Below are 17,723 nucleotides of genomic sequence, written 5' to 3' on the forward strand. Positions count from 1 at the left end.
CACAAAATTTCAGCCCGCAGGTAGCGGCAAACAGGCTTTGTGCTGCTGTGCTACCCCGAGACGATCGAGTTCTCACCAGCATACAGCAGTGAGTTGACTGCCTGCCCGGGCAGACCCAAGCAATCTTCAAGGCAAGTAATTAATACTAACTTTAGTGGTTAATCTTACCAGAAGGCGTTGGCCCCCTACAAGCTCAACCTCATTAAACTCCTCGAATCTTCCTTTCTCTGGTGGGGCGCTCCCCAAATCACAAGGACTTATCGGGGCAGATCCCCCGATCGGGTAAAATATTGGCAGTACGCAGACAACAATAGCTATAGGTCAACAGCCGAACGCAATAGGGCTCGGTGAGCGCGGCGTTCGGCTAGTAGGGATTTGATACGCGAGCGATCGCAACTTCAACACTCCCGCCGGCGTGGCGAGGCCCAAAAATTGGCGCGGCCAATTAGTCCCGATGGCCTTAAGAAAAAAGTAAATTGAGTCTAACGTCACATTCTCTTTCTTTATAACTCTGTATCGTGAAGGACAAGCAACAAATGTACAGCCCAAGCATATCTGGTGTTGCGGCAAACTCAGAATCAGGCAGCCGCATCTTTGTTTACGAAGTGGAGGGTATGCGTCAGAGCCAAGCAACTGACCAAATAAGTAACCCGATTCGCCGTAGCGGCAGCGTATTTATCTCCGTGCCCTACGAGCGCATGAATCAGGAAATGCGCCGGATTGCTCGGATGGGTGGAAGAATTGTCAGCATCCGCCCCTCAAACAGCGCTCCCGAAACAAATGGCAAAGTCGCACCAGAAGCAGGGCTACAGAGTCAGAAATCTGGAGAAGAAACTAAGCCCATGACTCAAGCCAAGGAAAAAGTTCAGGTTCCTGTTAACCTCTACAAGCCGGCCAATCCCTATATTGGTAAGTGCATTTCTACAGAAGAATTGGTCAAAGAAGGCGGCGAGGGTACAGTCCGTCACGTCAAATTTGACATTTCTGGAGGCAATTTGCACTATCTCGAAGGTCAAAGTATCGGGATTATTCCCGATGGCACAGATAAAAACGGCAAACCTCACAAAATTCGGCTGTATTCGATCGCCTCCACCCGTCACGGAGACGATGTAGACGACAAAACAGTCTCTCTGTGCGTCCGCCGCCTAGAGTACAAAAGCCCAGAAACCGGCGAAAAAGTCTTTGGTGTTTGTTCAACTTTTCTCACCGGTTTGCAACCTGGAGATGATGTCAAAATCACCGGCCCCGTAGGCAAAGAAATGCTGTTGCCCGACGACGAGGAAGCCACCGTGATTATGATGGGTACCGGTACGGGTATTGCTCCTTTCCGGGCTTATTTGTGGCGGATGTTTAAAGAAAACAACCCCGATTACAAATTCAGAGGTTTAGCTTGGTTGTTCTTTGGAGTTGCTTACACTCCCAACATTCTTTATAAGGAAGAGTTGGAGCAATTGCAGCGCGAGTTCCCCGATAATTTCCGCTTGACTTATGCAATTAGCCGCGAGCAAAAGAATGCTGACGGCGGCAAGATGTACATTCAAAACCGGATTCAAGAGAACGCAGACCAATTGTGGGAATTGGTTCAAAAGCCGAATACTCACACTTATATCTGCGGTTTGAAGGGTATGGAAGGCGGAATTGATGAGGGAATGTCGGCCGCGGCTGGCAAGTACGGCGTTGACTGGGCTGCCTATCAAAAACAGTTGAAGAAAGAGCACCGTTGGCACGTTGAAACTTATTAATGTGTTACCTGATTTAATCTGATTTGTAGGGTGGGCTTGGCTCGCCCTACAATTGTTTTTAGGGCAATTGTATCCGACTTGTAATATCGTTTCCGGTTGCATCGGAATCATAAAATCGAGTCAACAGTTAACACTCAACCATTCAGTTTTTCGACCCGCCCGTCAACAGTCAACAGTCAACAGTCAACAGTCAACAACCATAAGGAGTGCAACCGGAATTGATATAAGGTACCGAATGCGTACCCTACAATACTATTTTCATTGCTCCGGTACGGGAATAGCCTACAATGGTTGTGGCTTAATTGAGTTTCTACGGGTCAAAGTCGTGGCTTTCAAAATTGGTTTGTTAGGTTTGGGTACAGTTGGCGCGGGAACAGCAGAGATTTTGCTCTCCCCAGACGGCCGCCATCCGCTGTTGCAGGAATTGGAAATCTATCGGGTGGGAGTGCGCGATATTTCTCGAACTCGGTCTTTACAATTGCCAGAAAATGTGCTGACAACTGACCTAGAAGCGATCGCAACTGACCCGAAAATTGATATTGTAGTAGAACTGATTGGCGGATTGGAACCGGCGCGATCGCTCATTCTGCAAGCTATTGCCAGCGGCAAGCACGTCGTCACTGCCAACAAAGCAGTTATCGCCCGCTACGGAAATGAAATCTTCGAGGCCGCCAACAAAAAAGGCGTTTACGTAATGCTAGAAGCTGCTGTCGGCGGTGGCATTCCGGTCATTCAAAGCCTCAAACAATCTTTAGGTGCAAACCGCATTAAAACTGTCACCGGCATCGTCAACGGCACAACTAATTACATCCTGACGCGGATGCAAACAGAAGGCGCAGACTTTGCCGAAGTGCTCGCCGACGCTCAGCAATTAGGTTATGCTGAAGCTGACCCCACAGCAGATGTAGATGGATTAGATGCTGCCGATAAAATTGCTATTTTAGCCTCGCTAGCTTTTGGCGGACGCATCAAATTAGCAGATGTTCACTGCGAAGGTATTAGAAAAGTTAGTGCCACTGATATTAACTACGCCGACAAGCTGGGATTTGTGATTAAATTGTTGGCTATTGCTCAAGAAACCTCCCGCTACAATGGCAAGCAAGCGGAGGGAGAAAGCGAACTGCTGTCAATTCGAGTGCATCCTAGTTTTGTGCCGAAAACTCATCCGCTGGCGAGTGTTAACGGGGTTTACAATGCAATTTTAGTCGAAGGAGAGCCGATCGGGCAATTGATGCTCTACGGGCGCGGCGCCGGTGCGGGCCCAACAGCTAGCGCCGTAGTATCCGACATAATGAATGTGGCGGCTATCCTGAAAACCGAAACTGTTCCGATTCCTCATCCTTTGCTGAGTTGCAGTCACCAACACTACTGCAAAATTTCTCCGATGCAGGAACTTGTTACTCGCTTTTACGCCCGTTTTCTGACGCGCGATACTCCGGGGGTAATTGGCAAACTCGGCACTTGTTTCGGCAACCACAAAGTTAGTTTGGAATCAGTTGTGCAGACGGGAATTCGCGGCGATTTAGCAGAAATTGTCGTCGTGACTCACGATGTTAGGGAAGGGAATTTTCAACAAGCACTCGATGAAATTCGCGCGCTGGAAGCAGTCGATAGTATTGCTAGCACCTTGCGAGTTTTGTAAAAGTGATTTGGTAGGGCGGGTTTCACATACAATATTTGCTCATCATTGACAATATCTAAAACCCGCCCTCTCTCTCACCCAACGGTAAATGTCATGTAGATTTTTGCCATTTGATACAAGTAAAAGTTACTTTAGATTATTCGTTGTGCGGTGGCGGGTTTAGGTAGCTTTTTTGTACTTATTAAATATTGTTGGTAAAATCGGCTGCTACGCGATAATGAAAGGAACAGAATTCGATTTTGTCGATCGCCAAACGGGAAGGCACTTGCTAGATTCCCTGTATGAAAAATTTGCCAAACCCCAACTGCACGATACTTTTAAACCCAATAATCCTTCAATTTACATTCGGCACGAAGAAGGGCAAGTTATTGATGGAAATTATATCATAAAAAAAGTGTTTGAAGACTCTCGCACTGGTTTTTATGCTGAAAGTCGCGTCCCCATTTCTGGCAATAATCCGCCTGTTTTAGTGATTCGCGGCTACGGTTCTTGGTATCCTTTCGAGCGCGTTTTGGAAGATACGCCAGATGTATTTATGGCAAAACTAGAACGCCAGTTAAAATCGGCGCAAACAGCAGGTGCTATTGATTGGATAAAGCAGCAATTTCACAGCGGGAATCCGCCGGATATCATCGGAGAAAGTTTGGGCGGCAAAGTTGCTCAGCAAATAGCAGCAAAATACCCGGGTTATATTAGATCCACTGTAATTTTTAATTCTTTGGGCGTTTCGGAAAAGTTAGCTAAAACTTCCACCGCTAAGAATGTTTTTCACTATTTTACTTTAGGCGAAAGGTATGCTTTCTGGGCAAATGAAGGCGATTACATACCGGGAACGATTTTCGTGATTTCCCAGAAAGGCAACAACTGTTGTTATAAAATCGAAGAGGCGATCGTCCGAATGGCGCGTTTTGAAGGCAAGTTTCTCAAAAGGCGCGCGATTGTGGCAATATTGGCTCAGTGGCTTTTGCTAAACAGACACAATGCGATCGTCCTCAACAAACGGCGGCCGGTAGTCGTTGAGATCGATCGCACTCAATTGCAAATTTTCCGAAAAAAGCGCTTTGTTTAAACTCACACAGAATGGCTTCAGGCCGCAGATGGCTGATTTTCCCGCGCTGCGACTGCCAGAAGCAGACAAAGTGCTGCGATCGCTTTTTCCCATTCTTGCTTTACAGCGGTGGGTTGAACTTCATCAAAGGCGCTAACTAAACGAGGGATCGCTCGTTCTAATGCCTGTCTGGGAATTGATTTGTGCAGATCGACTAAACGAGTTAAACTTTCTTGATTCTTCAAAAAACCGACTACCCATTTCGTAGTATGATCGGGACTGTTAGGGACGTTTTTAATTCCTAGTTCTGTTTGCAACCAGTCGTAAAAAGGCGGCAGCTTTTGAGCTAAAACAGTTCCAGCAGTTGGCAAAGTTTCTTTGAGTAAATTAGTATCCAAACTTCCCAAGACTTGATTGAATTCCGGTGAATCCAGCAAGCTGGTTAATGGAAGTGAAAGCAGGGCTTCAGAAGCGTCAGGGGATACATTTAAAGTCCGCGAAAATGTTTGCAGCATTGAAAAGTCTCTGGTATTGATGACTTTTTTAGCCTAACAATCACGCGAATCAATGAATATGAGCTACCTCATATTAGCAACATTGTAATATCTCAATCGCCAAAGAAGCCTCTCAATCTAGCTCCGTGCCTCTGCATTTAATAATTTGCCATTAAATATCCTACACAAATTCTCCCTTAGCAACCATCACCACCTTACCACCCACCAAAACTGTTATTTCCCCTTCATTCTTAGCGGCTTGTAACAACAGCAAAGAAGGTCGATCGATTTCATAACCCTGCTCAACTCTTACATCAATCTTTGCTTCCCCATAATAATCATGTTCTACCAAATATCCAGCCAAGCAGCCGTTAGCACTGCCAGTCGCCGGATCTTCAGGAATTCCTAATGAATGGGCAAAAACTCGCACGCTTAAATCATTAACGTCGCTGTAAGTTTCTGGGCAAAATATCAAAATTTCTTTTGCTTCCATTGTATTAACTAGCTCAAAATATTTATCTAAGTTGACTTGAGCCTTTTTGAGCGAGGCGATAGTTTTTAACGGTACAATAATAAACGGCACTCCGGTCGAAACTTCTTGAATTGGGAAGTTGGCATCAATTTCATCGGGTTGTAAATTCAAGACATTTGCCAGACTTTCGGCTGATAAAACTTGACCAAAACTAGGCGGGTTTTGTCGCATCCACAAAATCTCGGCCGATTCATTGTGATAATTAAAACTAACTGGAATTTGACCGACGGCTAGATTTAGAATTACTCGATCGACCTTTTGGCGAATAATCTCTTGCTGCAACACAAATGCAGTGCCTAAAGTCGGATGACCGGCAAAGGGCAATTCCTTCTTGGGCGTGAATATCCGCACGTCATAGCCACCATCTCGCGGATCGGGCGATCGAATAAACGTAGTTTCTGAATAATTGATTTCCCTCGCTATCAGCAGCATTTGGGCCTCAGATAGTTCGGCAACTCCCGCACCGCAAAATACAGCTAGCTGGTTGCCAGCATACTTTGACTCGGCAAACACGTCAACTATATAAAAATTCACATTTCCCTCTTCAACAGTAGTTTGTGTAGCAGCGGTTTCAACCGCCTCCTCCTTATAAAAGAGGTTTTTAACTTGCTATTTCAAACAGCGAATTGCCTCTAACATTCCCCTGGCTTTATTGAGCGTTTCTTCGTACTCCATATCCGGGTTAGAATCGGCCACCAAACCAGCACCTGCTTGCACAGAAACCGAATGTTTATCACCACCTAAAGAACGAACAACCATAGTCCGAATGGCGATCGCACTATTCAATTGCCCCTCAAAATCATAATACCCGTAAACCCCAGAATACGGCCCCCGGCGGCAACCTTCCAACTCGTGCACAATCTCCATCGCCCGAATCTTCGGAGCACCGCTAACCGTACCTGCAGGAAAACCAGCTTTCAACAAATCCCAAGCAGTCTTATCCTCAGCCAATTCTCCCACCACATTGCTCACAATGTGCATGACGTGAGAATAACGCTCAATTTCCATTAACTCGTCAACTTTTACAGTACCGTTTCGGCAAACTCTTCCTAAATCGTTCCTGCCCAAATCAACTAACATGACGTGTTCCGCAATTTCCTTCGGATCTTGCAGCAATTCAGCAGCCAAAGCATCATCTTCTTGAGGAGTTTTACCCCGGCGGCGAGTGCCGGCAATCGGTCGCAAAGTTGCAATCTTTTTGCCATCAGCAGTGTTTTCCGCCTTCACCATAATCTCGGGACTCGAACCGATAATCTGCCAATCTCCGAAATGAAAATAAGCCATGTACGGAGAAGGATTTATCAGACGCAAAGATCGGTAAAGTGCAAAAGAATCGCCACTGTATTCAGCCTCTAGTCGCTGCGAAATAACTACTTGAAAAATATCTCCGGCTTTGATATAATCCTTAGCTTTTAAGACATTGGCACAATACTTTTCACGGGTAATATTGCTCGTGTAAGCCAATTCTGTATTTCCGGTTGTGGAACGGGTATCTTGCGCGTTATTGGGAGGTGTCCATTCTATGAGAGTAGATTGCCGGGAAAGCGGCGATTGCAGCTTCTCAACTAACTTACCAACCCGATCGCACGCTTGCTGATAAGCATCGGCCAAATCAACGCCAACCTCGCGCAAATCCGCATAGGCGACGGCCCAAATTTTCCGCTTCACCTGGTCGAAAATCAGCAAATTATCCACCTGCATCCACAACCCATCCGGCAAATCATTCTCGCTTGCTGGATGCACCGGAACTCGCGGTTCTATCCACTTAATTAACTCGTAACCCCAAAAACCGAATAACCCGCCAATTCCCGGTGGCAACTGCGGCAATTTCACCGGTTGATAAGACTCCAAACATTCAGTTAAAGCTACAAACGGATCGCCCGTAAATACTTTTTCGGAACCGTCACGGTAAACTTGAGTTGTGCGAGATCCCCTTGCCTCCAAAATCCACAACGGATCGCACCCTAAGAAACTATAACGCCCAAGTTTTTCCCCACCTTCCACCGACTCCAGCAGAAAACTGTAAGGTTGACCCGCACAAACCCGATACCACGCAGACACCGGCGTATCCAAATCAGCAACCCATTCTTGATACACGGGTACAAAATTGCCTTGTTTCGCCAGTTCCGAAAATTGTGAGAAATCGGGGAATATCATATATATCAGAAGGGAGAAGGAAGAAGGAAGAGGGAAGAAGGAAGAAAGAAGAAGGAAAATGGAATCCTGGCAATAATTTCAGCGATTAAAAGCGTCCTAACCGTCTTGGGTTCAATAAACAAAAGACGGAAAGCAACAGCCATGAGGCTGCTGGTACTCGCCAACTGCCATCACGGCCATCGGTTTGAGCGCGCGCAGCCCCTCTTGCAAACACCAGCGAAACAAACTTGCGTAACGCACCGGCAAGTGGAAAGAAAGCTGTGCTTCGGAGTTCGACGCGGCCGCCCCCAACAGTAAAGCCTGCATATCCGCCTCAGTTTCCGCGACGCTGTGGCTCAAAGCCGACACCGCACAAGTATAAGCCACAATCCGACCTTGTTTGCAAGCAACCCAAGGAGAAAAGAAATTCAGGGCGTACTCAATATCGCTAGTTCGATCGCACCTGTATAATTTCTTGCACAAAGCCGCACATTCACCAACATCCTCACTAGCCATCGCCCGAACCTCAAACCCATTCTGTGGCTGGCTGCGAAACTTCCCCTCCATTAACACGAAAGGTTCCTTCACCTCAAAACCCAAAGAAGCGTACAGCGACAGCGACGCCATATTAAAAGATTCTTGAACCAAACGGATACCCACAGCGTTCTGTCCCTTTTCCAGCAAAGCTTTCATGATTTGCCGTCCCGTGCCACGGCCCTGAAAAGTTTGATCGACACTGACGGGCCCGATACCGCGAATCGGGTTGCGTTCGTCCATAAACCCGCAGCCGACAACCGCACCCTCACTCTCGGCTACTATGCCAAAAAACAACGGACTTTCGATCAGAAGACCAATAATTTCAGTTGAAAACTCCAGCGTCTGAAAATCTGTAGGGAATTGATGGCGATCGGAAATAAATTTAAAAGCTTCATAAGTAATGCGAGCGCAAACATCGATATCAGAAGGCTGCGCTCGCCTGATTGCGACATTCATTATTAATTTAACGATTAACTTTTAATAAGATTTGAAGTTTGCAGTAGTATTTTGGCGCTGCGGGCTTAGCCTCCCGCGCCAGAATACTACTGCAAAAACAAGTTTACAAGCTGAGCCTTACAGGGAATATTACCTATGTTTTGCTCAGCCATGAACTCATTGTCTAAGGATCGAAAGTCTTCTTACCGCTGAACTTGAGCTTAGCCGGATTTGGATTGCTGCCAATATTGCGGTCAATCTTACCGTTGTAGGGACGACCTTCGTTCACCTTCTCAGGGAACACGCCATCTTTGGGATGGAGGTACTCAGTAGTACCGTCGGGAAACACCCGGTAAATTTTGTAGTTGGTGATTTTGAATTTGGCCCGCAGTTGCTGGCCGCCCAAAGCGATGCACTGCTCCTTCCGGGGCAGATGCAGCAAGTTGTCGCCTTGACGCATAATCGCAGCGCCACCAGTAGGCATTTCAAACACCTGCTCCTTGGGGCTAGTCCAAGTGATAGCGTACTTCTCTTCAACTAGCGCCTTGGTCAGCAAGCCGCCGGTGCTGCCGCCGAAGATTGGGGGTTGTCCAGTAAGTTGTTCGGCCATAGATATATCCAAAGGATTTTTACGGCATCGTATCATCGAGACTGCACGCTGTTCTCGAAATTGTAAGGAAAATTAACAGTTTTTTGGCGATCGATCTCTTCTGATAATTGATAATTAGTAGTTAATAATTGATAATTGATAATTTCCACCAAAGTTATAAAACCAAATTAGGCAGCACGAATCCCGAAAAAATAATCAAAAAAAAACAGCAATTATTCTGGTGCTTGTGGGGCACCCGAATAATCGCACATTCCTCCAATTTCTCCCCACACACGATCGAACAATTTACCGCGTCAACCCTAAGTCAAGAACCAATTAGGGTCATAGCCGCGCGGAATTTGGCTCAAAGCAGTCCAAGTTTCTTGATTGACAATCCCGTCGGCCTCAATCCCAAAGCTTTTTTGAAATGCGCGAACAGCTTTGTCCGTCAAAGTAGCAAAGTCACCGTCAACTTTACCGCCATAATGCTTGGAAATTTTGAGAACTTCCTGAACAGTAGCGACTGCTTCCCCAGAACTTCCCAATCTGAGTACCGGCATATTAACTGGAGCACCAGTATAAAGCGCCTGCCAAGTCAGCGGCCCGACAATACCGTCCGGCGACAAGAAAACCCGAAACTGAAACAGTTTCACAGAAAATTCAACTGCTTTGTTAAAAATTCCTTTAGCAGGATGCCGATAAAGTTGCAACTTGGTTAGCAGTTGTTCGAGTTCCAATACCGCTTTACCTTCAGAACCTAATTGTAGTTGTGGCTTTTTGGCCATAGGTTGAGTAGATTTCATCTGGGTTGTAGGTGACATAATTGATTTTCCTAACCTCTAGGTTTGAGTATTCTTCTGGAAAAAAACTTTTTCCGGGCGAAACATTTGCATTCTCAAATTTTCACGAATCAACACTGGCGCCGTCAGTGCCTCAACAGATTCGAGCGACTTTTACCATCTCACGACTTGTGGACAGGAGACTTACACCATTTTAGATTTTAGATTTTAGATTCGGCATGACTGATTACTATCGGGGTTTGTAGCTTACCTACAGTTGGATTCTTTTTTTAAACTGATATTAATTGGCTGCAGCCTCCCTAGGTATTCTGTCGCCAAACCGGGTTTAAGACGGCAAGCGCATCCTGAATCTGCTTTGATACTTTCGATTTTAAAGCGGAACACCGCGTGCCTACATCACCTTTAAGGCCGATCTAAGAGGGTGAGGATTGAGGGTGAGAGAGAGTGTAGCAGCGGAGGCTGGTTCTGCAGTGAAAACTTTTCTGTACAATCGTATCTCGGTCGATCCATTAATATCGATTCCGGCTGCACCGGACTCATTGTTGATTGTTGATTGTTGACTGTGAGTCAAAAAACTGAAAATTGCGCGAATTATTTGTTGGCCTCGGGATTCGACTTTACGCCCGACGATGAAGGGCGGATTTGATATCATTCCGGTGCAGCCGGATTTGATATAACTTGATCGATACTTGCGCGCTCAGACGCCCACAAACCAGGGTTTTTACAGTATATTCCCTGTAGATTTAGTACGGAGAAAGCGGGTTTCGAGCAACAGAATTATTAAGGATGCGAGAACTGTAAAGAAACCCGGTTTCTGGCGTGTACTTCATAAGCCTGGAATACGCTGTATTAATTGAGTCTAAACAGTGGGAATAGTAAAGTGAAATTCACTTCCTCGGTCTTTTCCTGCGGAATCTACCCAAATTTTACCGCCCCAGCCGGCAACAATCTGTTTGCAAATTGCCAATCCCAAACCGGTACCGCCGGCACTGCGGCGCAAAGCTCCTTCTTCTTGATAAAATCGATCGAACACTACTTTTAAACTATTAGCCTCTATTCCCCTCCCCGTATCGGCTACGAGCACCTCCACCATCTGAGAACCGTTGTATTTCGCTTGCACTGTCACGCTTCCTTGAGGTGTGGTGAATTTGCAAGCGTTGTCTAGCAGTTTAGAGAGCACCTCTACCAACCACTCTCCGTCAGCTTGCACTAAAGGCAATTCTGCGGACACTTCGGCGATAATTTCCGGTAACTGTTGATCGACAGTGCGCGAGCGCACGCTGCTGAGGGCCAAATCAACGCATTCTTGCAGCGTCAGCGATTCTACATTCCATTGGACTCGCCCGCTTTCTAAGTGAGAAAGAGTTAAGAAATCCTGCACGAGTTTCCGCATTCTATCGGCATCGCCGAGGGCAGTTTCTAACATGATTTGCCGCAATTCGGCAGGCATATCTGGTTCGGAGTTCAAACTTTCCAAACAAACTTGAATCGTAGAAAGAGGGGTGCGGAGTTCGTGTCCGGTGATGGCAATTAGATTGCTGCGAGTGCGGTCTAATGCTTCTAATTGTTGGTTGAGTTCTTCTAAATGAGCGTAGGTTTCTGCTTGAATTAAGGCGGCTCCGAGTTGGGTGGCGATCGCCTCTACTAAAGCAATTTCGTCTTCTTCCCAAGGCAAAACCGATCGGCACTGGTGCATTTCCACCATCCCCAAAACCCGCCCCTGATAAAGCACTGGCACCATTAACCAAGAGACAATTTGCCAATTTTTTACAGTTTTTTCCAGGAATTTTGTATTGACAATCAGCGGGTGCTGTGATGTGTCTTGGATGTAAACTCGCTCTTGCCGCGCCACCGCGTCGCTCCATATTTGATTTTCCTGCAACAGCCAAGTCTGATCCAGCATAGAACTAGCGCCCGGAGCCAAAAACTCGCGATCGATTTTGACCGCCACATCTGTGGCCTTGCACCGATAAATCAAACACCGGCTGGCCGACAGGGCAGTGCCGAGTTCTTGGACTGCAACTTCGACGATTTCTTGTGGGTTGAGAGACTGTCGCATTGCCGTGGTAATTAAGTTTACCAGGCGTTCTTTGCGTTCCTGAGCGGCGATGGCGCTGTATGCTTTGAGCAGTTTGTGCTGGCCTGCTTGCAAGTAGGTTACTAAGCGTTCGGTAAAAGCATCGCTCAATTTTGGATTGGGAATTTTTGAGTTTTTTCTCGTACTTATGTCTGGTTTGGCGGCTTGGGAAGTGGCGGATTTCCGCGTTTTTTTCGGTGTTTTGAGCTTGTAAGTAGTTCGCGCTCGATCGATCTTTTCGGCCAATTCCGGGCGATAATTGACAATTCTATCGAGCAACAATGCGGCCGCTTTGGAGCTGACCTCGCGATCGAACGTCCAAATTCCTTCAAATCTGCGAGCTTGATCCATCAACAGTGGCCCGCGATCGTCCTGGTTGTCGATCGGCACAATTTTTTCTTGACAAATCAAGCAAGTTGAGTATTGTTGGCCGAGCACCACTAAGTGCCACTCTTTACTTAATCCGTCATCCGGTGCAAACGCCACAGTTTCGTGACACTCCGAAGCATTTTTAAAGTCAGTTTCCGGTGCTGCCAGCACGTATACCTGAGACGAGCGTGAGGCAATTCGCCGGTAGCGGTGAGCTTCCTGGCGGTAGAAGCGCTCTCGCTGAAAGCTTGCAATGACTAGCGGTTCGTCGTCGGAACCCGCCAAAACTAAGTCTTCCATTGCGTGAGACAGGGCTGTCATGGAAGATTTGAAATAAATTTGTGCCCGCAGTTGGGGCAAAGCTTGCAGAAGTTCTGCCAGTAGCGAAATAGGGACGATCATCTAGCCTTAAACGTGCATTTTTGCCGATGACAAAACAGGATCGATAGGAGGTTTAGAGCGATCCCTTTTCAGTATCTGATACATTTATGCTTCATAACACGACTGTTTAAGTCATATCATGCTAGGCATATCATTTAGACGAATCTAAGCAGAGGTATGCCTCCAAGACCTTGAGTTCATCCCAAAGTCACCTGTTTTTACCTCTAGGTTTTGACGCCAACTCATCTATTCAGGCTTCGATTCGGGCGTTAGGACTCTCACCATTCAGACTTGTTAGGCACCGCTTGCGGATCTCTTGCATTATACTATTCTTGAGCTATTTGATATCAGCGCCATCTTTATCGGTTTTTGGCGAATCGGTTTTTGGCGATCGCTCTGGCTAATCGGCAATTAAACTTTCAAAAATCACAAATAATTGGCCATTAGCTAAAAACTAACGGCCAATTATTGTGAGGACTTATATCCAATCTGGTTAGATTCGGAATGATGCCAAGGATGCTCGGAAAATTATTATGCCGATGAAGCGCGGAAACGATTTTCACCAAAATCTATGAAGAAAAAGGGTTTCGGACACCTAGCGTGTAAATCCTATTTTTTTTTTGAGGCATCGCCCCTAAGTATAAATGCTGCCGCTGTGGTTGTCTTAGGCTAGTTCGCCCCCTTCGTCGCTGCCGCCCGGAGATGATTTGTAGAGAGCATCTAATTGTTCGCGGGCGTCTTGGACAGTCAGCGAACGCATCACTAACAGGGGCTCATTGACAATGTGGCCGTGTTCGTCTAAAAGTTCTGGATGGGGTACAGATTGAGAGCGAGGATGGGATGCGTGGCGATTATTTGCCATGAATTGTTGAGGGCGCTGGGACTCCATACCTACGGTGACTAGACTGCGGATTAAGTTACCGACTGCCAGAAAGGCAAGAACGGTAAAAGCTAAAATATAAAGCAGGTGCAACATTATTTTCTCCTCCGGGCTAAACAGCCACACAGCAATTTACAAAGGTGTTTCAGCAAGTAATAACTTATTAACTGGAAATATGTTTGAGGTTGTCAAGTCAGCCACTACATTTCCAAAGGTTTGGGGTTTGAGTGCAAGTTTTACTTGAACTCGCTTCCTTATTTTCCTGGGTGAGCTGACTGCAATGAGCGAAAGCGGGACGATACTTGCCAGCATTCGGCGAGCAGTCGGTGCCACGGCATCAGTGCTGCTGTTTCAATCCCAACTTGACCTCCGGTTGCTTGAAATAGAGCTGTAGCCGCGCCTACTTCTTGCTGAGCCTGTTTGACTCGCGCCAGCAAGTCAGATTGATCTTCGTCGCTGAGAAAGGGAATTTCTTCAGTTTCTAAGAGCTTTGCCGATCGAGCGAACCAGTAATTGAAATCCTCTAACAGCGGTTCCAGTAACGCTTTGAGCAATTCTGGCTCGGGCAAGTTGGAATTAAGCATGGATCAAAATTGGGTTATTTATCTATTATAGTCTTAGACGGTCTTTACAAATTGTAACATATTTTTAACAAAAATTCAATAATTTAATCACAATTAGCAGGTGGGTGTGAATAAATTTAACTGTGCCAGCAGCGATTTTTGAGTCGAAATCCCAAATTCTGCAATATCCGCTCAGACTCGCTAGCAATAGCTCATAGCAGAAGGAAGTTCGGCAACGGATTCGCTTTCTTCGGATGTAACGGATGTAACGGATGAAAGAAAGAAAAAAGAAGGAAGAAAAAAACTATGCCCAATGCCCAATGCCCAATGCCCAATGCCCAATGCCCAGAATGACCTAATTTCCCGGAGTGTCCGCTAGTCGGAAGTCGGCGCTTGCTGTCCCAATCTGAGTAAGATAGAAGCAACTGCAACTAAATTAATTGCTAATTCAGCCGATGTCTAGCTCACAATCCATGTCCCCTCCAGAAGAGTCCGTTAAGATTGAGTTGCCCCGCACGAGTGAGTCGGAGGCACTAAAAAAAATTCGCCACACCACCTCCCACGTTATGGCGATGGCGGTGCAGAAGTTATTTCCCAAGGCGCAAGTAACCATTGGCCCTTGGATTGAAAACGGTTTCTATTATGACTTTGACACTCCCGAACCTTTTACGGAACAGGATTTAAAAGCCATTAAAAAAGAGATGATCAAAATCATCAACCGTAAATTGCCTGTAATTCGGGAAGAAGTCAGCCGCGAGGAAGCGGAACGCAGAATTAAGGAGATTAACGAACCTTACAAATTAGAAATTTTAGAAGGTTTGATCGAACCAATTACTATTTACCATGTGGGCGAGGAATGGTGGGATTTGTGCGCCGGGCCTCACTTAGAAAATACCAGTGAGTTGAATCCAAAGGCGATCGAGCTAGAAAGCCTAGCAGGCGCTTACTGGCGCGGCGACGAAACCAAAGCTCAATTACAGCGCATTTACGGTACTGCTTGGGAAACTCCCGAACAATTAGCAGCATACAAACACCGCAAAGAAGAAGCATTAAGGCGCGATCACCGCAAATTAGGCAAAGAATTAGGCTTGTTTATCTTTGCCGATCCGGTGGGACCTGGTTTGCCTTTGTGGACGCCAAAAGGCACTGTTTTGAGAAGTATTTTAGAAGATTACTTGAAACAAGAACAAATCAAGCGCGGCTATTTGCAAGTTGTGACTCCGCACATCGCTAGAGTCGATTTGTTCAAAATTTCTGGACATTGGCAAAAATACAAAGAAGATATGTTTCCGCTGATGGCGGAGGATGAAGAAGCGGCAGCAAACGAACAGGGTTTTGTGATGAAACCGATGAACTGCCCTTTCCACATCCAAATTTACAAAAGCGAATTGCGTTCCTATCGCGAATTGCCGATGCGGTTGGCGGAATTCGGCACAGTTTACCGCTACGAACAATCGGGAGAATTGGGCGGTTTAACGCGGGTGCGTGGCTTTACGGTGGATGATTCCCACTTATTTGTGACGCCGGAACAATTGGATGCAGAATTCTTGAATGTGGTGGATTTGATTCTGTCAGTATTCAAGAGTCTGCAACTGAAAAACTTTAAGGCGCGTTTGAGTTTCCGCGATCCGAACAATTTAGAGAAATACATCGGTTCCGATGAAGCTTGGGAAAAGGCTCAAGGTGCAATCCGCCGCGCGGTGGAAACTTTGGGAATGAATTACTTTGAGGGAATTGGGGAAGCGGCTTTTTACGGGCCAAAACTCGATTTCATTTTCCAAGATGTTTTGGATAGAGAATGGCAATTAGGAACTGTTCAGGTAGATTACAATTTGCCAGAACGTTTTGATTTGGAATACGTTGCTGAAGACGGCATTCGCAAGCGTCCGGTGATGATTCACCGCGCTCCTTTCGGTTCTTTGGAACGCTTGATCGGGATTTTGATCGAGCAGTATGCGGGCGATTTTCCGCTGTGGTTGGCGCCGGTTCAGGTGCGGTTGTTGCCTGTCAGCGCGGAGTTTTTGCCGTTTGCGAAGGAAGTGGCGGCGAAGATGAAGGCGCTCAATATTCGCGCTGAAGCTGATGAGGATAGCGAGCGTTTGGGCAAGTTGATTCGCAATGCTGAGAAGGATAAAATTCCGGTGATGGGTGTTGTGGGTGCGAAGGAAGTTGAGGCGAATAGTTTGAATATTCGGACTCGGGCTTCTGGGGAGTTGGGGGCAATTTCGGTTGATGAAGTGATTCGGAGATTGCAGGAGGCGATTAGTAGTTACGGGAATTTTTAAGCGATTTTAATCGCAGATTTTAGAACGGGCGTCTCGCCCGTTCCACAATTCACTTAATGGGCGTCTCTCCCCTTCCACAATTCACTTAACGGGCGAGACGCCCGTTTCACAATTAATACAAATGATAAGCTGTTGTGCATTTAATTTTCACAATCCTCTCCGTGGCCTTTGCGTGCAGGTGATGCTGAACAAATTGTAGATTTACAAGCGTTATTAAAGGGGGTTTACGATCGCCCCGCCTATGACTTTAGAATAGATTATACCGTCGCACCCCTTGCTGCGCTGTCGGAAACCGATGCTGTTTGGGCGGATGTTTTGTTGGGGGAGAGGGGATTGATCGGATGATAGAGGGAGGTTTAAGTGCGATCGCCCCGATATAAATTGCTGAGATATAATTAGATGGCGTAGAGTGGCAATAGAAAGTAATGGCAGATATTCAAATCAGCGTCGAATGACAAGATGCAGTTGCTGCTAAAGATGAACTGTTTGCGATTTCTGGCTTGTCGGGAAATTGGGAAACAACCGGGGATGATGAAAAAGAGGGAACTTTAATAATCATCCGCTTACGATCCAGAGACAATTCCAGAACTAGGAGAACTAGATGAGCTACAAATCTTTATATGATAAAAAAAACAATCTGGGTGTGGACAGCAGTAGATTACTTTAGACCAGGTATTCTAGGATGGGTATTAGGAGACCGAGCGTCCTAAAACGTTTGAACCTTTGTGGGATGTAGTTAGTAGATGGAGATGCTATTTTTATGTGACGGATGGCCCGAAAGTTTATGCAATGTTTATTCCAGATGGAAACCAAATTATGTGCCCAACTTACATGACTTGCGGTTGAAGGTGAAAACACAAGATTAAGACACTATCTGGCTCGATTAAAACGGAAGATTTTTTGTTATTCAGGCAGCCGAACAAATGCTCAGATATCCAATTAAACTACTTATTCAGTATCTCAAGTTTAATGATGTTCGCCTTCCCTATTCAATTAATTATTTCGAGCGAGCATTAGTCACCGCACGCGATCGCTAAACCATACCCCTATTCAGCAACGCCGGGATTGGTTTGTGTGGACGGTGTAGGGTACTGGGTTCTACGACTGATGCGTTACAAATTGTTGCGAAATGATGCCGTAATGCAGTAAATAGTAAGATAGTTGGTAGTGGTGCATTATCATGTTAAACTAATAAAATAATATCAATACTCCT

General features: G+C 46.1%; 14 protein-coding genes and 1 pseudogene. 6 read left to right on the forward strand and 9 right to left on the reverse strand.

Annotation, left to right across the window (positions count from 1 at the left end; genetic code table 11):
* The first annotated feature begins 536 nt into the window (after positions 1–536).
* The 3 genes from petH (at position 537) to QUA25_RS04275 (ending at position 4,453) form a co-directional block, all read left to right on the forward strand.
* On the forward strand, positions 537–1,742 hold the full coding sequence (petH, locus tag QUA25_RS04265) for a ferredoxin--NADP reductase (RefSeq protein ID WP_333035852.1): 1,206 nt from the start codon (positions 537–539) through the stop codon (positions 1,740–1,742).
* Between the two features lie 325 nt (positions 1,743–2,067).
* On the forward strand, positions 2,068–3,384 hold the full coding sequence (locus QUA25_RS04270) for a homoserine dehydrogenase (protein WP_333035974.1): 1,317 nt from the start codon (positions 2,068–2,070) through the stop codon (positions 3,382–3,384).
* 172 nt (positions 3,385–3,556) lie between these two features.
* Positions 3,557–4,453: a hypothetical protein gene (locus tag QUA25_RS04275; RefSeq protein WP_333035853.1), complete on the forward strand. Its 897-nt coding sequence runs from the start codon at positions 3,557–3,559 to the stop codon at positions 4,451–4,453.
* 17 nt (positions 4,454–4,470) lie between these two features.
* Here QUA25_RS04275 and QUA25_RS04280 read toward each other — a convergent pair whose 3' ends face one another.
* From QUA25_RS04280 to QUA25_RS04320, 9 genes are all read right to left on the reverse strand, one after another.
* Positions 4,471–4,947 (reverse strand): hypothetical protein, encoded by a 477-nt coding sequence (locus QUA25_RS04280; RefSeq protein WP_333035855.1) that lies wholly within the window; start codon positions 4,945–4,947, stop codon positions 4,471–4,473.
* A 160-nt stretch (positions 4,948–5,107) separates the two neighbouring features.
* The gene (locus tag QUA25_RS04285; RefSeq protein ID WP_333035857.1) at positions 5,108–5,992 is read right to left on the reverse strand and encodes a PhzF family phenazine biosynthesis protein; all 885 of its coding nucleotides are present in this window, start codon (positions 5,990–5,992) and stop codon (positions 5,108–5,110) included.
* Between the two features lie 75 nt (positions 5,993–6,067).
* Positions 6,068–7,615, reverse strand: a complete 1,548-nt coding sequence (trpE, locus tag QUA25_RS04290; protein ID WP_333035858.1) for an anthranilate synthase component I — start codon at positions 7,613–7,615, stop codon at positions 6,068–6,070.
* A 111-nt stretch (positions 7,616–7,726) separates the two neighbouring features.
* Positions 7,727–8,587 carry a GNAT family N-acetyltransferase gene (locus QUA25_RS04295; protein WP_333035859.1) on the reverse strand — a complete coding sequence of 287 codons (861 nt, stop codon included), beginning with the start codon at positions 8,585–8,587 and terminating at the stop codon, positions 7,727–7,729.
* Positions 8,588–8,750: 163 nt separating this feature from the next.
* Complete coding sequence (locus QUA25_RS04300) at positions 8,751–9,176, reverse strand: photosystem I reaction center subunit II PsaD (protein ID WP_332949173.1); 426 nt, start codon at positions 9,174–9,176, stop codon at positions 8,751–8,753.
* A gap of 299 nt (positions 9,177–9,475) precedes the next feature.
* The gene (locus QUA25_RS04305; RefSeq protein WP_333035860.1) at positions 9,476–9,976 is read right to left on the reverse strand and encodes a peptidoglycan-binding protein; all 501 of its coding nucleotides are present in this window, start codon (positions 9,974–9,976) and stop codon (positions 9,476–9,478) included.
* 838 nt (positions 9,977–10,814) lie between these two features.
* The gene (locus QUA25_RS04310) at positions 10,815–12,803 is read right to left on the reverse strand and encodes a DICT sensory domain-containing protein (protein WP_333035862.1); all 1,989 of its coding nucleotides are present in this window, start codon (positions 12,801–12,803) and stop codon (positions 10,815–10,817) included.
* Between the two features lie 643 nt (positions 12,804–13,446).
* Positions 13,447–13,758, reverse strand: coding sequence for a DUF2973 domain-containing protein (locus tag QUA25_RS04315; protein ID WP_333035863.1), 312 nt, complete (start codon positions 13,756–13,758; stop codon positions 13,447–13,449).
* Between the two features lie 158 nt (positions 13,759–13,916).
* Positions 13,917–14,246 carry a DUF2605 domain-containing protein gene (locus QUA25_RS04320; RefSeq protein ID WP_333035865.1) on the reverse strand — a complete coding sequence of 110 codons (330 nt, stop codon included), beginning with the start codon at positions 14,244–14,246 and terminating at the stop codon, positions 13,917–13,919.
* 434 nt (positions 14,247–14,680) lie between these two features.
* Between QUA25_RS04320 and thrS the strand changes: the two genes are divergently transcribed.
* From thrS to QUA25_RS04335, 3 genes and pseudogenes are all read left to right on the forward strand, one after another.
* Positions 14,681–16,510 carry a threonine--tRNA ligase gene (gene thrS, locus QUA25_RS04325; RefSeq protein ID WP_333035867.1) on the forward strand — a complete coding sequence of 610 codons (1,830 nt, stop codon included), beginning with the start codon at positions 14,681–14,683 and terminating at the stop codon, positions 16,508–16,510.
* A 168-nt stretch (positions 16,511–16,678) separates the two neighbouring features.
* The gene (locus QUA25_RS04330; protein ID WP_333035870.1) at positions 16,679–16,855 is read left to right on the forward strand and encodes a DUF4058 family protein; all 177 of its coding nucleotides are present in this window, start codon (positions 16,679–16,681) and stop codon (positions 16,853–16,855) included.
* Between the two features lie 219 nt (positions 16,856–17,074).
* Positions 17,075–17,547, forward strand: a pseudogene (locus QUA25_RS04335) (IS1 family transposase); the annotation flags it as partial.
* Positions 17,548–17,723 lie beyond the last annotated feature (176 nt).

Origin of the sequence: Microcoleus sp. Pol17C6 (genome assembly GCF_036701145.1) — a bacterium.
Taxonomy (GTDB): Bacteria; Cyanobacteriota; Cyanobacteriia; order Cyanobacteriales; family Microcoleaceae; genus Microcoleus.

Coding starts and splice junctions, on each gene's coding strand:
- petH (WP_333035852.1), top strand. CDS start 537: ATGTACAGCCCAAGCATATCTGGTGTTGCGGCAAACTCAGAATCAGGC.
- QUA25_RS04280 (WP_333035855.1), bottom strand. CDS start 4,947: ATGCTGCAAACATTTTCGCGGACTTTAAATGTATCCCCTGACGCTTCT.
- trpE (WP_333035858.1), bottom strand. CDS start 7,615: ATGATATTCCCCGATTTCTCACAATTTTCGGAACTGGCGAAACAAGGC.
- QUA25_RS04295 (WP_333035859.1), bottom strand. CDS start 8,587: ATGAATGTCGCAATCAGGCGAGCGCAGCCTTCTGATATCGATGTTTGC.
- QUA25_RS04300 (WP_332949173.1), bottom strand. CDS start 9,176: ATGGCCGAACAACTTACTGGACAACCCCCAATCTTCGGCGGCAGCACC.
- QUA25_RS04305 (WP_333035860.1), bottom strand. CDS start 9,976: ATGTCACCTACAACCCAGATGAAATCTACTCAACCTATGGCCAAAAAG.
- QUA25_RS04310 (WP_333035862.1), bottom strand. CDS start 12,803: ATGATCGTCCCTATTTCGCTACTGGCAGAACTTCTGCAAGCTTTGCCC.
- QUA25_RS04315 (WP_333035863.1), bottom strand. CDS start 13,758: ATGTTGCACCTGCTTTATATTTTAGCTTTTACCGTTCTTGCCTTTCTG.
- QUA25_RS04320 (WP_333035865.1), bottom strand. CDS start 14,246: ATGCTTAATTCCAACTTGCCCGAGCCAGAATTGCTCAAAGCGTTACTG.
- thrS (WP_333035867.1), top strand. CDS start 14,681: ATGTCTAGCTCACAATCCATGTCCCCTCCAGAAGAGTCCGTTAAGATT.